Annotated in this window: 12 protein-coding genes; 8 read left to right on the top strand and 4 right to left on the bottom strand. The window is 71.6% G+C overall.

From position 1 onward, the window contains the following. Positions 1–2 precede the first annotated feature (2 nt). Positions 3–1,514, bottom strand: a complete 1,512-nt coding sequence (gene hemG / locus ACIBLC_RS01075; protein ID WP_399208473.1) for a protoporphyrinogen oxidase — start codon at positions 1,512–1,514, stop codon at positions 3–5. A 159-nt stretch (positions 1,515–1,673) separates the two neighbouring features. Between hemG and ACIBLC_RS01070 the strand changes: the two genes are divergently transcribed. Further along, a complete protein-coding gene (locus ACIBLC_RS01070) occupies positions 1,674–2,657 on the top strand; it encodes a DUF4349 domain-containing protein (RefSeq protein WP_399208472.1) in 984 nt (327 codons plus the stop codon). Positions 2,658–2,684: 27 nt separating this feature from the next. Beyond that, a complete protein-coding gene (locus ACIBLC_RS01065; protein ID WP_399208469.1) occupies positions 2,685–4,097 on the top strand; it encodes an FAD-dependent oxidoreductase in 1,413 nt (470 codons plus the stop codon). 48 nt (positions 4,098–4,145) lie between these two features. Here the strand turns inward: ACIBLC_RS01065 and ACIBLC_RS01060 are convergent, their stop codons facing one another. Continuing rightward, complete coding sequence (locus ACIBLC_RS01060; RefSeq protein ID WP_399208467.1) at positions 4,146–4,487, bottom strand: hypothetical protein; 342 nt, start codon at positions 4,485–4,487, stop codon at positions 4,146–4,148. 267 nt (positions 4,488–4,754) lie between these two features. On the opposite strand from ACIBLC_RS01060, the gene ACIBLC_RS01055 reads away from it, so the two are divergent. Further along, a complete protein-coding gene (locus tag ACIBLC_RS01055; protein WP_399209241.1) occupies positions 4,755–5,570 on the top strand; it encodes a rhomboid family intramembrane serine protease in 816 nt (271 codons plus the stop codon). A gap of 10 nt (positions 5,571–5,580) precedes the next feature. On the opposite strand, the gene hemE is transcribed toward ACIBLC_RS01055, so the two are convergent. Further along, positions 5,581–6,648, bottom strand: a complete 1,068-nt coding sequence (hemE, locus tag ACIBLC_RS01050; RefSeq protein WP_399208466.1) for a uroporphyrinogen decarboxylase — start codon at positions 6,646–6,648, stop codon at positions 5,581–5,583. Between the two features lie 203 nt (positions 6,649–6,851). Between hemE and ACIBLC_RS01045 the strand changes: the two genes are divergently transcribed. Both ACIBLC_RS01045 and ACIBLC_RS01040 read left to right on the top strand, forming a co-directional pair. After that, positions 6,852–7,520, top strand: a complete 669-nt coding sequence (locus tag ACIBLC_RS01045) for a DUF3000 domain-containing protein (protein ID WP_399208465.1) — start codon at positions 6,852–6,854, stop codon at positions 7,518–7,520. A gap of 273 nt (positions 7,521–7,793) precedes the next feature. Further along, entirely contained in the window at positions 7,794–8,456 is a 663-nt protein-coding gene (locus ACIBLC_RS01040; protein ID WP_385735459.1) for a LuxR C-terminal-related transcriptional regulator, read from the top strand. Positions 8,457–8,531: 75 nt separating this feature from the next. Here ACIBLC_RS01040 and ACIBLC_RS01035 read toward each other — a convergent pair whose 3' ends face one another. Then, entirely contained in the window at positions 8,532–9,770 is a 1,239-nt protein-coding gene (locus tag ACIBLC_RS01035; RefSeq protein ID WP_399209240.1) for an exo-alpha-sialidase, read from the bottom strand. Between the two features lie 359 nt (positions 9,771–10,129). Here ACIBLC_RS01035 and ACIBLC_RS01030 point away from each other — a divergent pair, with 359 nt between their 5' ends. From ACIBLC_RS01030 to ACIBLC_RS01020, 3 genes are all read left to right on the top strand, one after another. Beyond that, positions 10,130–11,407 carry an HRDC domain-containing protein gene (locus tag ACIBLC_RS01030; RefSeq protein WP_399208464.1) on the top strand — a complete coding sequence of 426 codons (1,278 nt, stop codon included), beginning with the start codon at positions 10,130–10,132 and terminating at the stop codon, positions 11,405–11,407. A gap of 352 nt (positions 11,408–11,759) precedes the next feature. Next, positions 11,760–12,986 carry a thiolase family protein gene (locus tag ACIBLC_RS01025; protein WP_399208463.1) on the top strand — a complete coding sequence of 409 codons (1,227 nt, stop codon included), beginning with the start codon at positions 11,760–11,762 and terminating at the stop codon, positions 12,984–12,986. Beyond that, positions 12,983–15,109 carry a 3-hydroxyacyl-CoA dehydrogenase NAD-binding domain-containing protein gene (locus ACIBLC_RS01020; protein ID WP_399208461.1) on the top strand — a complete coding sequence of 709 codons (2,127 nt, stop codon included), beginning with the start codon at positions 12,983–12,985 and terminating at the stop codon, positions 15,107–15,109. The genes ACIBLC_RS01025 and ACIBLC_RS01020 overlap by 4 nt, the downstream gene beginning before the upstream one ends. Positions 15,110–15,139: the final 30 nt, after the last annotated feature.

The raw sequence follows: 15,139 nt of genomic DNA, 5'->3' as shown, positions 1-15,139 counted from the left end.
GGCTATTCTCCCGCGCCGCCGTGCAGGCTCTGCACCGGGTTGGTGCTGAGCGCGTCCAGTCCGCCGCGGTCGCCGCCGAGATGGTCAACCGCCGCGTACGCGCTCGCGACGCACGCGGGGATACCGACCCCGTCGTAGGCCGCGCCGCAGACCGCGAGCCCCGGCAGTCCGCCGACGTGTTCGCGGACGCGGGCCACCCGCGCGTGGTGCCCGACGGGGTACTGCGGCAGCCCCTCGTGCCAGCGCGTCACACGGGTCTCGACGGGGACGGCGTCCAGGCCGGTGGCCTCGCGCAGGTCGTGCCGGGACACCTCGACCAGGCCGGCGTCCTCCCTGCCGAGCACCTCGGTCTCGCCGTGACGCCCCACGGAGGTCCGCAGGACGAGCAGGCCGGGGTTCTCGTCGGCGAGCCAGCCCCACTTGCGCGAGGCGAAGGTGGCGGCCTTGATGGTGTGCCCGTCGACGGGCGGCACGAGGAAACCGCTCCCTTCGGGGAGGGTGATCCCGTCGCGCCGGTAGGCGAGGGTGACCAGCGCCATGGACGCGTACTCCACGGTGGCCAGTTCGGCCGCGGCGGCGGGCGCCTCGGCGCGCAGCAGGGCGGCGGCGGCGGAGGCCGGCAGTGCGAGGACCACGGCGTCGGCCCGGAGGGCCTGGCCTCCGGCGACGACCCGCCACCGCGCGGCCGCGGCGCCTTCTTCCGCACCCGCTTGCGGGGCACCCGCGGCTGCCTCGCCGTCGACCCGGCGCAGCTCCGTCACCGGTGCCCGCGTGACGATCTCGCCGCCCCGCGCGCGGACCGACTCCGCCACCGCGAGCGGCAGTTGGCCGACGCCGCCCTCGATGCCCATGAAGACCGGGCCGGTCTGCTGGTGGACGGCGGCCCTGGCCTGGATCTCGCGGACCGCCTCCGTCAGGGAGTCGTGGGTGCGGGCGGCCTCGAAGAGCTGGGGGACGGCGGAACGCAGCGAGATGCGGTAGGCGTCGCCCGCGTAGACCCCGCCGAGGAGCGGCTCGACCAGGCGGTCGACCACTTCCCGGCCGAGGCGGGCGGCCACGAATTCCCCCACCGCCACGTCGTCGCCGACCTCCGTGCGGGGCAGTTCGGCGTCCCGCTCGATACGGCGCAGGCCCTCGTCGGAGAGGACGCCGGAGAGCGCGGCCGCGGTGCCGGGCACACCCATGACGTGCCCCTTGGGCATGGGGCGCAGGGTGCCCCGGGTCCAGAGCGAGGCCGACGCGGTGGCGGGCGGCTGGAGGCGGTCGGCGAGCCCCGCCTCGCGGGCCAGGGCGACCGCCTCGGGGCGGCGCGCGAGCATCGACTCGGCGCCCAGGTCGACGCGCGCGCCGGCGATCTCACCGGGCAGCAGCTTGCCGCCGAGACGGTCCGACGCCTCCAGGACGGTCACGCGCGCGCCCCGGTCCAGCAACCGGTGGGCGGCGGCCAGACCCGCGATCCCGCCCCCGATGACCACGACGTGTCGCTTACCCGTACGAGTGTCCTGTTCGCGCATCCCTCCACTTTCGCAGACCCCACTGACGCTCCCGCCGGTCCCCCGGTGTCCTCCGCGAGTCCTGACCGTGACCGCATCGGGACCGGATCCGTCCAACGTCGGGGCCCCGCCGGGCGTCGAAGGAGCGTAAGCCGTCGCGACCCTCGGGGGGATGCCCACATGCGCACACGAAGCTCCACACGATCCGTACCGGCCCTGGCCGGGATCCTGCTCGCCGCCACCCTCGCGCTGGCGGGTTGCAGCGGCGGTGCCAACGACACCTCCTCCAGCGGCTCGAACGCGGACAACAAGGCCGCCGCTCCGGAAGCCCAGGACGCCGCGGGCGCCGGGGACAGCGGCAGGAGCGGCAGCGAGTTCGCGACGAAGGCCCCGGACCTCTCCGCGAACCGGATCATCCGCACCGCCTCGCTGACCGTGCAGGTCAAGGACGTCCCCGACGCCCTCGACGAGGCCCGCACCATCACCGCGAACGCGGGCGGCTTCGTCGGCGACGAGACCACCACCCGGGACGAGAAGGGCCACGAGCACACGCGGGTGGTCCTGCGCGTGCCGACCGCCCAGTACGACGCGGTGCTCGCCGGCATGGAGGGCACCGGCAAGCTCCTCGAACGTACGGCCAAGGCACAGGACGTCACGGAGCAGGTCGTCGACGTGGAGAGCCGCATCAAGACGCAGCGCGCCAGCGTCGCCCGGATCCGTGAGCTGATGGACCAGGCCACCAAGCTCGGTGATGTGGTCACCCTGGAGGGCGAGTTGAGCTCCCGTCAGGCCGACCTCGAGTCCCTGCTCGCGCAGCAGGCCTCCCTGGAGGACCGCACCAGCCTGGCCACCATCACCCTGACCCTGTCCCAGACCCCGGTGAAGCAGGCGGAGAAGAAGGACGACGATCCGGGCTTCACGGACGCGCTCGCGGGCGGCTGGGACGCGTTCGTCACGATGCTGCGCTGGATCGCCGTGGCGTTCGGCGCGATCCTCCCGTTCGCGGCGGGCGCGGCGCTGCTCCTGGCGCTGTGGGTGCTGTGGGCGCGTCTCCTGCGCACCCGCACGCCTCGCCGGCCGGCCCCGGCCGCGGCTTCCCCGGCCGGCACACTGCCGGTCGCACCGCCCGTGCGGGAGCGGGAGGAGGGACGCGAGCAGGACTGAAATGCGCCGCCCCCGTAGCGTGTTCGTATGAGCATGAACGGGACGAGCGGTACCCCCGGCGGGGCGAAGGAACGACTGGTCGTGATCGGCGGTGACGCGGCGGGCATGTCCGCCGCGTCACAGGCGCGCCGGCTGCGGGGGCCGGACGAACTGGAGATCGTGGCGTTCGAACGGGGGCACTTCACCTCGTACTCGGCGTGCGGCATCCCGTACTGGGTGGGCGGCGACGTCGCCGAGCGGGACGAGCTGATCGCGCGGACACCCGAGGAGCACCGGGAGCGCGACATCGACCTGCGGATGCGTACGGAGGTCACGGAGATCGACGTCGCGGGCACCCGGGTCCGCTCCCGGGACCTCGATTCCGGGGCCGAGCTGTGGACCTCGTACGACAAACTCGTGATCGCGACCGGCGCGCGCCCGATCCGCCCCGACCTGCCGGGCGCCGACGCGCCGGGCGTGCACGGCGTGCAGACCCTGGACGACGGGCAGGCCCTCCTGGACACGCTGGCCGCGACGGAGGGCCGCCGCGCGGTGGTCGTCGGCGCGGGCTACATCGGCGTGGAGATGGCCGAGGCGCTCATCAACCGCGGGTACGAGGTGACGGTCGTCAACCGCGGCAAGGAGCCGATGTCGACGCTCGACCCCGACATGGGCCGCCTGGTACACACGGCCATGGAGGGCCTGGACATCACCATGGTGAACGACGCCGAGGTCACCAAGCTGCTCACCGGCGAGGACGGTCGGGTGCGCGCGGTCGTCACCGAGGACGCGGAGTACCCGGCGGACGTGGTCGTACTCGGCATCGGCGTGCGCCCCGAGACGACCCTCGCGAGGGCCGCCGGGCTGCCCGTGGGCGATCACGGCGGGCTGCTCACCGACCTCGCGATGCGGGTGCGCGGGCACGAGAACATCTGGGCGGGCGGCGACTGCGTCGAGGTGCTCGACCTGGTGTCGGGCAGCGAACGGCACATCCCGCTGGGTACCCACGCCAACAAGCACGGGCAGGTCATCGGCGCCAACGTGGGCGGCGGTTACGGCACCTTCCCCGGCGTCGTCGGCACCGCGGTGAGCAAGGTGTGCGACCTGGAGATCGCCCGCACCGGACTGCGCGAGAAGGACGCGCGCCGGGCCGGCCTCCAGTTCGAGGCAGTCACCATCGAGTCGACCAACCGCGCCGGCTACTACCCCGGCGCGGACCTCATGACCGTGAAGATGCTCGCCGAGCGCCGCACCGGACGGCTGCTCGGCGTGCAGATCGTCGGCCGGGAGGGCGCCGCGAAACGCGTCGACATCGCCGCCGTGGCGCTGACCGCGGGTATGACCGTGGAGCAGATGACAACCCTGGACCTGGGCTACGCGCCGCCGTTCTCACCGGTGTGGGACCCCATCCTGGTGGCGGCGCGCAAGGCGGTCATGGCGGTACGCGCGCGTGGCGCGTGACCGGCGGCCCTGACCCGGGTGGCGCGCCTCCGACCCTGGCGGCTCGTGCTACGCCGTCTCGTGGCCGGTCGCGTTCGACCCGGTGATGCGGTCTATGGCCTGCCGGGCCTGCTCGGCGGGCGGCCGCGCGGGCAGCGAGGAGACGGAGGCCGAGGGGGCGACGGCCGCGGGCTGCGCCGCCGGGGGCTTCGCGTGCGCGGCGGGACGAGTGGAGCGCAGCCGGTGGCTGACGGCCTCGTCGAGGGTCACCGGCCGCTGCATCCGCGCCGCCAGCCGGCCAGCCTCCTGGCCGAGCGCGGCGACATCTTCCCAGGGCAGGTGCAGCACCAGGGCGATCTCCGCCTCGCCATCGGGGAGGGCATGGATCGGAGGATTAACTCGGTCGTTCATCGCCTGTGTCCTCACGTCTTCCTCGCGCCACGTCTTCGTCGCGGCTCGGGCGGTTGAGGAGACATACGCACGGGGGCGCGGAGACGTTCAGCGACTCGGGACGCACGTGGGGCGTACGGGGAGCCCGGCCCGGGCGTGTGGCGCGCGCGAGGGGCGTGACGGGTGCGGCGAGCGCCCGGTGCGAGCCGACGGCGGCGGGCGGGTCACGCTCACGTGCCGCAGGCCGACGCGCGGATTCCGCCGCCCCATCGCGGGCAGTACTTCCTTGTGGTCATCCCCGTCCATGACGTGAATCCGGCACGGCACACGCCCTATGTGACGTACGCGCTGATCGCCGTCAATGTGCTCGTCTTCCTCGGCACGCCCGGCGTCGCCGACTCCGTGGCGGGCGAGAGCGGGGTGGCGCGGCTCTGCCACCTCCAGGCGTTCCTGGATCACTACGCCGCGGTGCCGCAGGAGTTGATCCACCACCGGATGCCGGGTCTTGTGCCCACGGGAGAAGTCGGCGTCGGCCCGCAGGGAACGGGCTGTGTGGTGGCCGCGCCGGACTACGACAAGTCGCCGGCGCTGTCGGTGCTGACGGCGATGTTCCTGCACGGCAGCTGGCTGCACCTGCTGGGCAACATGCTGTTCCTGCTGATCTTCGGAAACAACATCGAGGACCGGCTGGGACACGTGCGGTTCACGCTGTTCTACGTGATCTGCGGCTACGCGGCGTCCTACGGCTTCGCGTACCTGAACAACGACTCGGGCGACCCGCTGATCGGCGCCTCCGGAGCGATCGCCGGGGTGCTGGGCGCGTACCTGGTGCTCTATCCGAAGGCCAGGGTGTGGGTCCTCGTGCCGTTCCTGGTCTTCCTGCCGCTGCGGCTGCCCGCCTGGATGGTGCTGGGCTTCTGGTTCGTCCTCCAGGCGGTGTACTCGTCCGGCGAGGGTGTCGCCGACGCCGGGACGGTGGCGTACGCGGCCCATGTCGTCGGCTTCCTAGCCGGAATGCTGCTGGCCTGGCCGCTGCGCGCGGGCACCCCGCCACCGCCGGAACCGCGCCGCCTGCTGTGGGGCAGGCAGGCGCGGCACACCTGACGCCCAGGCCTCAGCGCGCGGTGTGGTTGTGCACGTAGTCCACGAGCCGGGTCAGCGCGTCCGGGTCGGTGGCCGGCAGGACGCCGTGGCCGAGGTTGAAGATGTGGCCCTCGAGACCGGCGGCCGCGTCGAGCACCTCGCGGGTCTTGGTCTCCACGGCCTCGGTCGTGGAGAACAGGACGGCGGGGTCGAGGTTGCCCTGCAGAGCCTTGCCCGGGCCGACACGCGTGGCGGCCACGTCGAGCGGGACACGCCAGTCGACACCGACCACGTCCGCGCCCGCCTCGCCCATGAGCCCGAGCAGCTCACCGGTGCCGACGCCGAAGTGGATGCGCGGAACGCCGTACGACGCCACCGACTCGAAGACCTTCGTGGACGCCGGCATCACCGAGCGCCGGTAGTCGGCCGGTGCCAGCGCGCCGACCCAGGAGTCGAAGAGCTGGACGGCACTGGCGCCCGCCTCGATCTGCACCTTCAGGAAGGCGGAGGTGATCTCGGCGAGACGGTCGAGCAGGTCGGCCCACAGCTGCGGGTCGCCGTACATGAGCGCCTTGGTGTGCTCGTGGTTCTTGGACGGGCCGCCCTCCACGAGGTAGCTCGCGAGGGTGAAAGGCGCACCCGCGAAGCCGATGAGGGGGGTGGGGCCGAGTTCGGCGGTGAGCAGGCCGATCGCCTCGGTGACGTACGAGACGTCCTCGGGGGTCAGATCACGGAGCTGGGCCAGGTCGGCGCGGGTGCGGATCGGGTTCTCGACGACCGGACCGACGCCCGGCTTGATGTCGAGGTCGATACCGATGGCCTTCAGCGGTACGACGATGTCGCTGAAGTAGATCGCCGCGTCCACGTTGTGCCTGCGCACCGGCTGGAGGGTGATCTCGGCCACCAGCTCGGGCCGTGTACAGGAGTCGAGCATGGCGATGCCCTCGCGCACCTTGAGGTACTCCGGCAGCGAGCGGCCCGCCTGCCGCATGAACCACACCGGCGTGTGCGGCACGGGCTCACGCCTGCACGCCTTGAGGAAGGCGGATTCGTAGGTGGCTGGCGGCTGCTGCCCGTCGGGGCGGTCGTTGGCACTCACGACGGAAAGTCTCGCACGGCCCGGCGCCCGCCAAGTCCCGGGCTCCCGGAGCCGGACAGGCTCCGGGAGCCCCGCGGAGCCCTCGGCGTCGGCGTTCGCGCGGGGCGGTCACCGGCGCGATCAATCGGCACGATCCGGACAGTGGCCCCACGCACGGGTGTCTCTCCCTGCGCGGAGGCTCTGTTCCCCTTAATCTTCCCGGCATGGCTGCGGCTCAGGGACGACTGTCGGACGGCGCTGGCGGAACGGATGACGCGAAGGAGGGGAACCGAGATGCGATGGCGACGGCTCCGCCACCCTTCCGGGCCGCCGTCGACGCGCTGAAGGGCGCGCGGCTGCGGCCGGAGATCGAGATCGACCCGACGCCCGCGCCCAAGCGCCTGGCCCCGTACGCGCACGCGCTGGAAGCGGCGGTCGTCGCGAACGACGAGGATCTGGCCGACGGCCGTCTCGTGCTGCTGCACGACCCGGCGGGGCACGACGCCTGGCAGGGCACCTTCCGTCTGGTGACCCTGGTCCGCGCGGAGCTCGAGCCGGAGATGGCCGCCGACCCGCTGCTTCCCGAGGTCTGCTGGTCGTGGCTGACCGGCGCGCTCCAGGCCCGCGGTCTGTCGTACGGCGAACCGAGCGGCACCGTGACGCGCGCCAGTTCGCACTACTTCGGCGGTCTCACGGAGCGCCCTTCCGCCTCCCAGATCGAGATCCGGGCCTCGTGGACGCCGCGGGAGGGCCTGGGCGGTGTGCCGGACTCGGCCACGCATCTCGCCGCCTGGTGCGATCTGCTGTGCCAGGTCGCCGGGCTGCCGCCGGTGACGCCGGGCGAGGCGTCGGTGGTCAGCCTGCCGCAGCGCCGGGGGCCGCAGTCCCGCTGAGCAAGCGGTCCGCGCAAGGCACAGTTCACGATGCTTCTTTGTCGATACGCCAACTTTCGGCCGCGTATTGACGCGGAATGACGCCGAGCGACTCGGTTCGATCTTCGGATGATCGATCGCGTGTCCGAATTGCACGGATTGTTACTCACCAAATCGTGATCATTCTCTAAAGGCCGACGGGTTTGATGCCGAAGACGTCTGTGACCTTGAAAGACGGTTCGTCCCGGCTTCATCCCCAGAGCCGGCACCGTCACGCACCCCCCAGGAGGCCTGGTGTCCGTTCTCCTCGAGCAGCCCGCAAGCCTGGTCGCCTACCGCCCGAACAAGCCGACTGCCATGGTGGTCGTGGCCGACCCCCGGGTCCGCTCGACCGTCACCCGCCACCTGTGGGCGCTCGGAGTGCGCGACGTCATCGAGGCGTCGTCCGTCGCGGAGGCACGTCCCAGAATCGGCAGTCCACGCGACATCTGCGTGGCCGATGTCCATCTTCCCGACGGCAGCGGGCTCACCCTGCTGTCCGAGACCCGTGCCGCGGGCTGGCCCAACGGCCTCGCCCTCTCCGCAGCCGACGACATCGGCGCCGTGCGCAACGCCCTCGCGGGCGGCGTCAAGGGCTACGTCGTCACCGGCACCCGTAACAACGTCGGGCTCCCCACCCGGCCCGGCGTCGCGCCGATCGGTTCGGCCGCCGCCCGTATGCACCGCCGCCCCCCGGGTTCCCCGAGCCACCCGGGTGGCTACCGCGAGCTCTCCGGACGAGAGGTCGAGGTGCTTCGGCTGGTCGCGGAGGGCCAGTCGAACAAGGCCATCGGCGTCTCGATGGGCCTGTCCGCACTGACCGTCAAGAGCCACCTCGCCCGTATCGCCCGCAAGCTCGGCACGGGCGACCGCGCCGGGATGGTGGCGGTGGCCCTGCGCACGGGAATCATCCACTGACCCCCACCGCTCACCCCTGAACCAGCGACTTCCCGAGCTGGCTGGTTCACGACTCCGGCGCCCGTCGACCGAACCTCAGTCGGCGGGCGCTTTCCACAGCTCGCGCAGCGGGATCCGGCGGAACTCGATCTCCTCGTAAGCCGTTTCGGCTCCCGTCTCGTACAGGATCCCCACCGTCCGGGCGTCGGTCTGCACCAGATCCGAATAGGCGGCCTTGGCCTCGGAGAGGGTCAGCACCTTCCGGAAGGCGCGGCCTCCGTCCGTACTTCCCCAGATCGCCATCGCCGCGCGGTCGGTGGGCACCGAAGGCGCCGAGAACAGCAACTCCCCCTGATCGCCGGTGAGTTGCAGCAGGGTGCCCTGCACCAGGGGTACGTCGTCGAGTGAGTGCTGTTCGTCGTAGTCCTGGTCGAGCGTGCTGCCGCCGTCGCTGGAATACGCGTCGAGGCGGTTTCCGACGCTCGTGCCCTTCTGATTACGCGAGCTGAAGTACAGCCGCCCGTCGGGCAGTTGGGCGACGGTCGACTCATTCGCGTTGTGCACGCCCTCGTAGGCGTCGTCCGCGAAACCGAGCTGCCAGGACCGGCCGCCGTCGTCGCTGTAGATCGCGTGGGCCCCGAAGTACCTCGGTTCCTGTCCGGTGTCCGTGGAGCCCTCGGGCGGGGCGGCCGAGTGGTTGGCGGGGACGACCAGCCGGCCCGGGTGCTCACCGCGGGTCAGGGCGATGGCGTGGCCCGGCCCCGTCGCGTACCAGCGCCAGCCGGGCCGCTTCACCGCCGAGGTGATCTCCGTCGGTGCCGAGAAGGACAGTCCGTCGTCCCGGCTCCGCTGCACGAACACCCGCCTGCCCTGCTCCTCGGTGGCCTCGCCGCGCAGGATCTGCGCCTCGGTGACGTCGCCGCTGTTGTACGAGGTCACCAGCACGACGTGTCCCGTCCCGGGATCGACGACCGGCGCCGGGTTCCCCCGGGTATCGCCCTTGCCCGCCGTGACGACCCGCAGCGGGCCCCAGGTGCAGCCGCCGTCGAGCGACCGTCTGAGCACGACGTCGATGTCGCCGCTGTCGTGCCTGCCGCCGACCCGTCCTTCGGCGAAGGCCAGCAGGGTGCCTGCCCGGGTCCGGACGAGGGCGGGTATGCGGTAGGTGGCATAACCACCGGTGCCCGACACGTACGGAACCGACGAGGCGCAGCCGTGCTTCGCATCCGCGTTCGCGCTGTCGGCCTCGTCCGCCCAGGGCCGGGCGGCCACCACCAGTGCGGCGACGACGACCGCGGCGGTGCCGAGAGCGGTGACGCGGCGGTTCAGGAACATACGGTTCAAGGTCTTTCCCCGGCGTGGAGGAGGATCGGCGGCGGCCGACCTGGGACAACCCACGTGAACCTAGAGGCGTCCCCGGGGCGCGGCAACTCCCTTGGGGCAAAAGCCCGGTGAAAGGGCGACAGGCCCACCGGGATCCGGAACCGGCCTCTCCGCGGTGCTCGCGGGCTCCCGGCCAGGCCGGTAATCAGGTCATCACGGGCGGCGCGGAAGCGTGATCGCGGCGCGTACGGCATTCGGCCGGGAGGCACCTGGCGGCCACGAGATCCACTTGAGCGGTGTTTTCGCAGGTGAACCGACCAATGACTGGAAGATGCAGGTCAGCCGCTCGAACATCCCGATACCCTTGACAGGTGACCGACGCCCAAGAGACCGCAGAAGACAGCTCACTGCGAACCACCGGAGGCGCCCCTCCGGACGACGTCGAACCGGCGCCGATCCCTTTGCTTGAGCCCCGCGACGGAATTCCGCCCGTCGTCACCGACGACGCCTCGCTCGCCGAGGTGATCGCCGCCTTCGCCGCGGGTTCGGGCCCCGTCGCCGTCGACGCCGAACGCGCGTCCGGATACCGGTACGGCCAGCGCGCCTACCTGGTGCAACTGCGCCGCGACGGCGCGGGCACCGCACTGATCGACCCCGTGGCCTGTCCCGACCTCTCCGGGTTCGGCGAGGCGATCTCCGACGTGGAGTGGGTGCTGCACGCCGCCACCCAGGACCTGCCCTGTCTCCGCGAGATAGGCATGATCCCCTCCCGCCTCTTCGACACCGAGCTGGCCGGACGGCTCGCCGGGTTCCCCCGGGTGGGCCTCGGCGCCATGGTCGAGAGCGTGCTCGGCTTCGTACTGGAGAAGGGGCACTCGGCGGTCGACTGGTCGACACGCCCGCTGCCCGAGCCGTGGCTGCGGTACGCGGCGCTGGACGTCGAGCTCCTGGTCGACCTGCGCGACGCGCTGGAGAAGGAGCTGGACCGGCAGGGCAAGCTGGAGTGGGCCCGGCAGGAGTTCGACGCGATCGCGCAGGCCGATCCCGCGCCGCCGCGCAAGGACCCCTGGCGGCGCACGTCCGGGATGCACAAGGTGCGCCGGCGTCGGCAGATGGCCGTCGTACGGGAGCTGTGGGAGGCCCGAGACCGGATCGCGCAGCGCCGGGACATCTCGCCGGGCAAGGTGCTCGGCGACGCGGCGATCGTCGAGGCGGCGCTGGCCCTGCCGGCGAATGTGCACGCCCTGTCCGCGCTGAACGGCTTCGGGCACCGCATGGGACGCCGTCAGCTGGATCAGTGGCAGGCCTGCGTCGACCGCGCGAAGGCGCTGCCGGACGCCGAGCTGCCGCAGCCGGGCCAGCCGGTGACCGGTCCCCCGCCGCCGCGTGCCTGGGCCGACAAGGACCCGGCCGCCGCGGCCCGGCTCTCCGCCGCGCGTGCCGCGGTCTCGGCGCTCGCCGAAGAGCTGAACATGCCCCAGGAGAACCTGATCACCCCGGACACCGTGCGGCGGGTGTGCTGGGAGCCGCCGACCGTGCCGGACACGGAGTCCGTGGCCGCGGCGCTCACCGGGTACGGGGCACGGCCCTGGCAGGTCGAGCAGGTCACCCCGGTGCTCGTCTCGGCACTCACCCCGGCCAAGGCCTGACGGCTTCGAGGACCTCGGCGGCTTCCGCGGCTTCGGCGCTTCGAGGACCTCGGCGGCTTCGGTGGAGGGGACGGTCAAGGCCGCGCGAACGGCACCCGCCGTGCCGGCCGGAACCGTCTCCGCCGTCCGCGGTGGCACCACACCGGCGAGATCAGGCCAAGATCAGCAGAGGGAACGGGGCAGCGGCCGGTACGGACCGCGGCCTTCAGCGGCTGATCCCGGGTGTGACCTTCGCCGCTCCCGCCCACGGGACTGGGCAGCATGGTTACCCGCAAGTAGCATGAGAAGTGAGCGCGCGCTCAGGCGTGTGTGTCGCGCAGCAGTGCCATCCCGCATCTGGAGGAGAGCCATCGTGCCTCGTACCGTCAGGGACGTCGTCTTCGTCGACGGCGTCCGCACCCCGTTCGGCAAGGCGGGCCCGAAGGGCATCTACCACGAGACCCGGGCCGACGATCTCGTCGTGAAGGCCATCCGGGAGCTGCTGCGCCGCAATCCCGGTCTCGATCCCAAGAAGATCGACGAGGTCGCCATCGCCGCGACCACCCAGATCGGTGACCAGGGTCTGACCCTCGGCCGCACGGCCGGCATCCTCGCCGGTCTCCCCCAGTCGGTTCCGGGCTACTCCATCGACCGCATGTGCGCGGGCGCGCTGACCGCCGTCACCACGACGGCCGGTTCGATCGCGTTCGGCGCGTACGACGCCGTCATCGCCGGTGGTGTCGAGCACATGGGCCGCCACCCGATGGGCGAGGGCGTGGACCCGAACCCGCGCTTCGTCAGCGAGAAGCTGGTCGACGAGTCCGCCCTGTTCATGGGCATGACCGCGGAGAACCTGCACGACCGCTACCCGCACATCACCAAGCTGCGCGCCGACGAGTACGCCGTGCGCTCGCAGGAGAAGGCCGCCAAGGCGTACGCCAACGGCAAGATCCAGCAGGACCTGGTGCCGATCTCGGTACGCAACACCAACGCGGAGGTCGGCGAGACGGGCTGGGGCCTGGTCACCGCCGACGAGCCGATGCGCCCGGGGACCACGCTGGAGAACCTGGCCGGTCTGAAGACGCCGTTCCGTGTGCACGGCCGGGTCACCGCAGGCAACGCGGCCGGTCTGAACGACGGCGCCACCGCGTCGATCATCGCTTCCGAGGAATTCGCGCGCGAGCACGACCTGCCCGTGAAGATGCGCCTGGTCTCCTACGCCTTCGTGGGCGTCGAGCCCGAGGTGATGGGCTACGGCCCGATCCCGGCGACCGAGAAGGCCCTCGCCAAGGCCGGCCTGTCGATCGAGGACATCAACCTCTTCGAGATCAACGAGGCCTTCGCGATCCAGGTCCTGGCCTTCCTCGACCACTACGGCATCGCCGACGACGACGCGCGCGTCAACCAGTACGGCGGCGCCATCGCCTACGGCCACCCCCTCGCTTCCTCCGGTGTCCGTCTGATGACTCAGCTCGCCCGCCAGTTCGAGGAGCAGCCCGAGGTCCGCTACGGCCTCACCACCATGTGCGTCGGCTTCGGCATGGGCGCCACGGTGATCTGGGAGAACCCGCACCACAAGGACGCCGGAGGCGACAAGTGACCACCGCTGAACTCCTGAAGGGCGCGGCCGAGCTGTTCCCCGACGAGGTCGTGACGTCCGCGAACGTACGCCACCTCGACCTGCCCCTCGGCGCCGGGCGCTTCGCGCTCGTCACCCTCGACAACGGCTTCGACCACACCAGGCCGACGACCTTCGGCCCGGCCTCGCTGGCGAAGCTCGACGCGGCCATCGACCAGGTGGAGGCGGAGGCAGCGGCCGGCGAGATCGTCGGTGTCGGTGTCACCGGCAAGCCGTTCATCTTCGCGGTCGGCGCGGACCTCAAGGGCGTCGAGCTCCTGAAGAACCACGAGGACGCGCTCGCCATCGGCAAGGGAGGCCACGAGGTCTTCAAGCGGCTCGCGGCCCTGGCGGTCCCGACCTTCGCGTACTACAACGGCGCGGCGATGGGCGGTGGCGTCGAGGTCGGTCTGCACTGCGCGTACCGGACCGTCTCCGCGTCCCTGCCCGCCTTCTCGCTGCCCGAGGTCTTCCTCGGTCTGGTCCCCGGCTGGGGCGGCTGCACGATCCTGCCGAACCTGATCGGCGCCGACAAGGCCGTCTCGGTGATCATCGAGAACTCGCTCAACCAGAACAAGCAGCTCAAGGGCGGCCAGGTCTACGACCTCGGGATCGCCGACGCGCTCTTCGAGGGCGCGGACTTCCTGGAGCAGTCGCTGGTGTGGACGGCCGCCGTCCTCAAGGGCGAGATCGTCGTCGAGCGTCCGGAGATCGACCGTGGCGAGGCCTGGGACCAGGCCGTCGCGCGCGGCCGGTTCATCGCCGACAGCAAGGTGCACGGGGCCGCCCCGGCCGCCTACCGCGCGCTGGAGATCATCGCCGGGGCGAAGGACGGCGACCTCCAGAAGGGGTACGACGCCGAGGACCTGGCGCTCGCCGACCTGATCATGGGCGGCGAGGTGCGCTCCGGTATCTACGCCTTCAACCTGATCCAGAAGCGCGGCAAGCGTCCGGCGGGTGCCCCGGACAAGTCCCTCGCGCGTCCGGTCACCAAGGTGGGCGTCGTCGGCGCGGGCCTGATGGCCTCGCAGCTCGCCCTGCTCTTCCTGCGCCGCCTGGAGGTGCCGGTCGTGCTGACCGACATCGACCAGGAGCGCGTCGACAAGGGTGTGGGCTACGTCCACGCCGAGATCGACAAGCTGCTGCTCAAGGGGCGCGTCAACCAGGACAGGGCCAACCGTCTCAAGGCCCTGGTCACCGGCGTGCTCGACAAGGCCGAGGGCTTCTCCGACGCCGACTTCATCATCGAGGCCGTCTTCGAGGAGATCGGCGTCAAGCAGCAGGTGTTCGCGGAGGTCGAGGCGGTCGCTCCGGCGCACGCGATCCTCGCCACCAACACCTCCTCGCTGTCGGTGACGGAGATGGCGTCGAAGCTGAAGAACCCCGAGCGGGTCGTCGGCTTCCACTTCTTCAACCCTGTCGCGATCCTCCCGCTGCTCGAGATCGTCCGTGGCGAGCAGACCGACGACGCGGCCCTGGCCACGGCCTTCGGTGTCGCCAAGAAGCTGAAGAAGACGGCGGTCCTGGTGAAGGACGCCCCGGCGTTCGTCGTCAACCGCATCCTCACCCGCTTCATGGGCGAGATCCAGAACGTAATCGACGAGGGCACGCCGGTCGAGGTCGCCGAGAAGGCGGTCGAGCCGCTGGGCCTGCCGATGTCGCCGCTGGTGCTCCTGGAGCTGGTCGGCCCCGCGATCGGTCTGCACGTCTCGGAGACCCTCAACCGGGCCTTCCCCGACCGCTTCACGGTCTCCCCGAACCTCGCGGCCGTCGTCAAGGCGGGCAAGCGCGGCTTCTACGTGTACGACAGCGGGAAGCCGGAGCTGGACCCCGAGGTCGCCGCGCTCCTGAAGCAGGGCGACGTCGTCCTGACCGAGGAGCAGACCCGCGACCGGGTCCTCGACGCCGTCGCCCAGGAGATCGGGCTCATGCTCGACGAGGGTGTCGTCGCCGAGGCGCAGGACATCGACCTCTGCCTGATCACCGGTGCCGGCTGGCCCTTCCACCTGGGCGGGATCACTCCCTACCTGGACCGTGAGGGTGTCTCCGAGCGGGTGAACGGGAAGCGGTTCCTGGCGGCCGGGGTGGCTTCGGTCCCCGCGTAACCGTCTTCCTGAGCGCGTGTGAGGGCCTCC

It is taken from the genome of Streptomyces sp. NPDC050535 (genome assembly GCF_044457665.1).
GTDB lineage: Bacteria > Actinomycetota > Actinomycetes > Streptomycetales > Streptomycetaceae > Streptomyces.
This window is presented reverse-complemented; position numbering and strand designations above follow the sequence as displayed.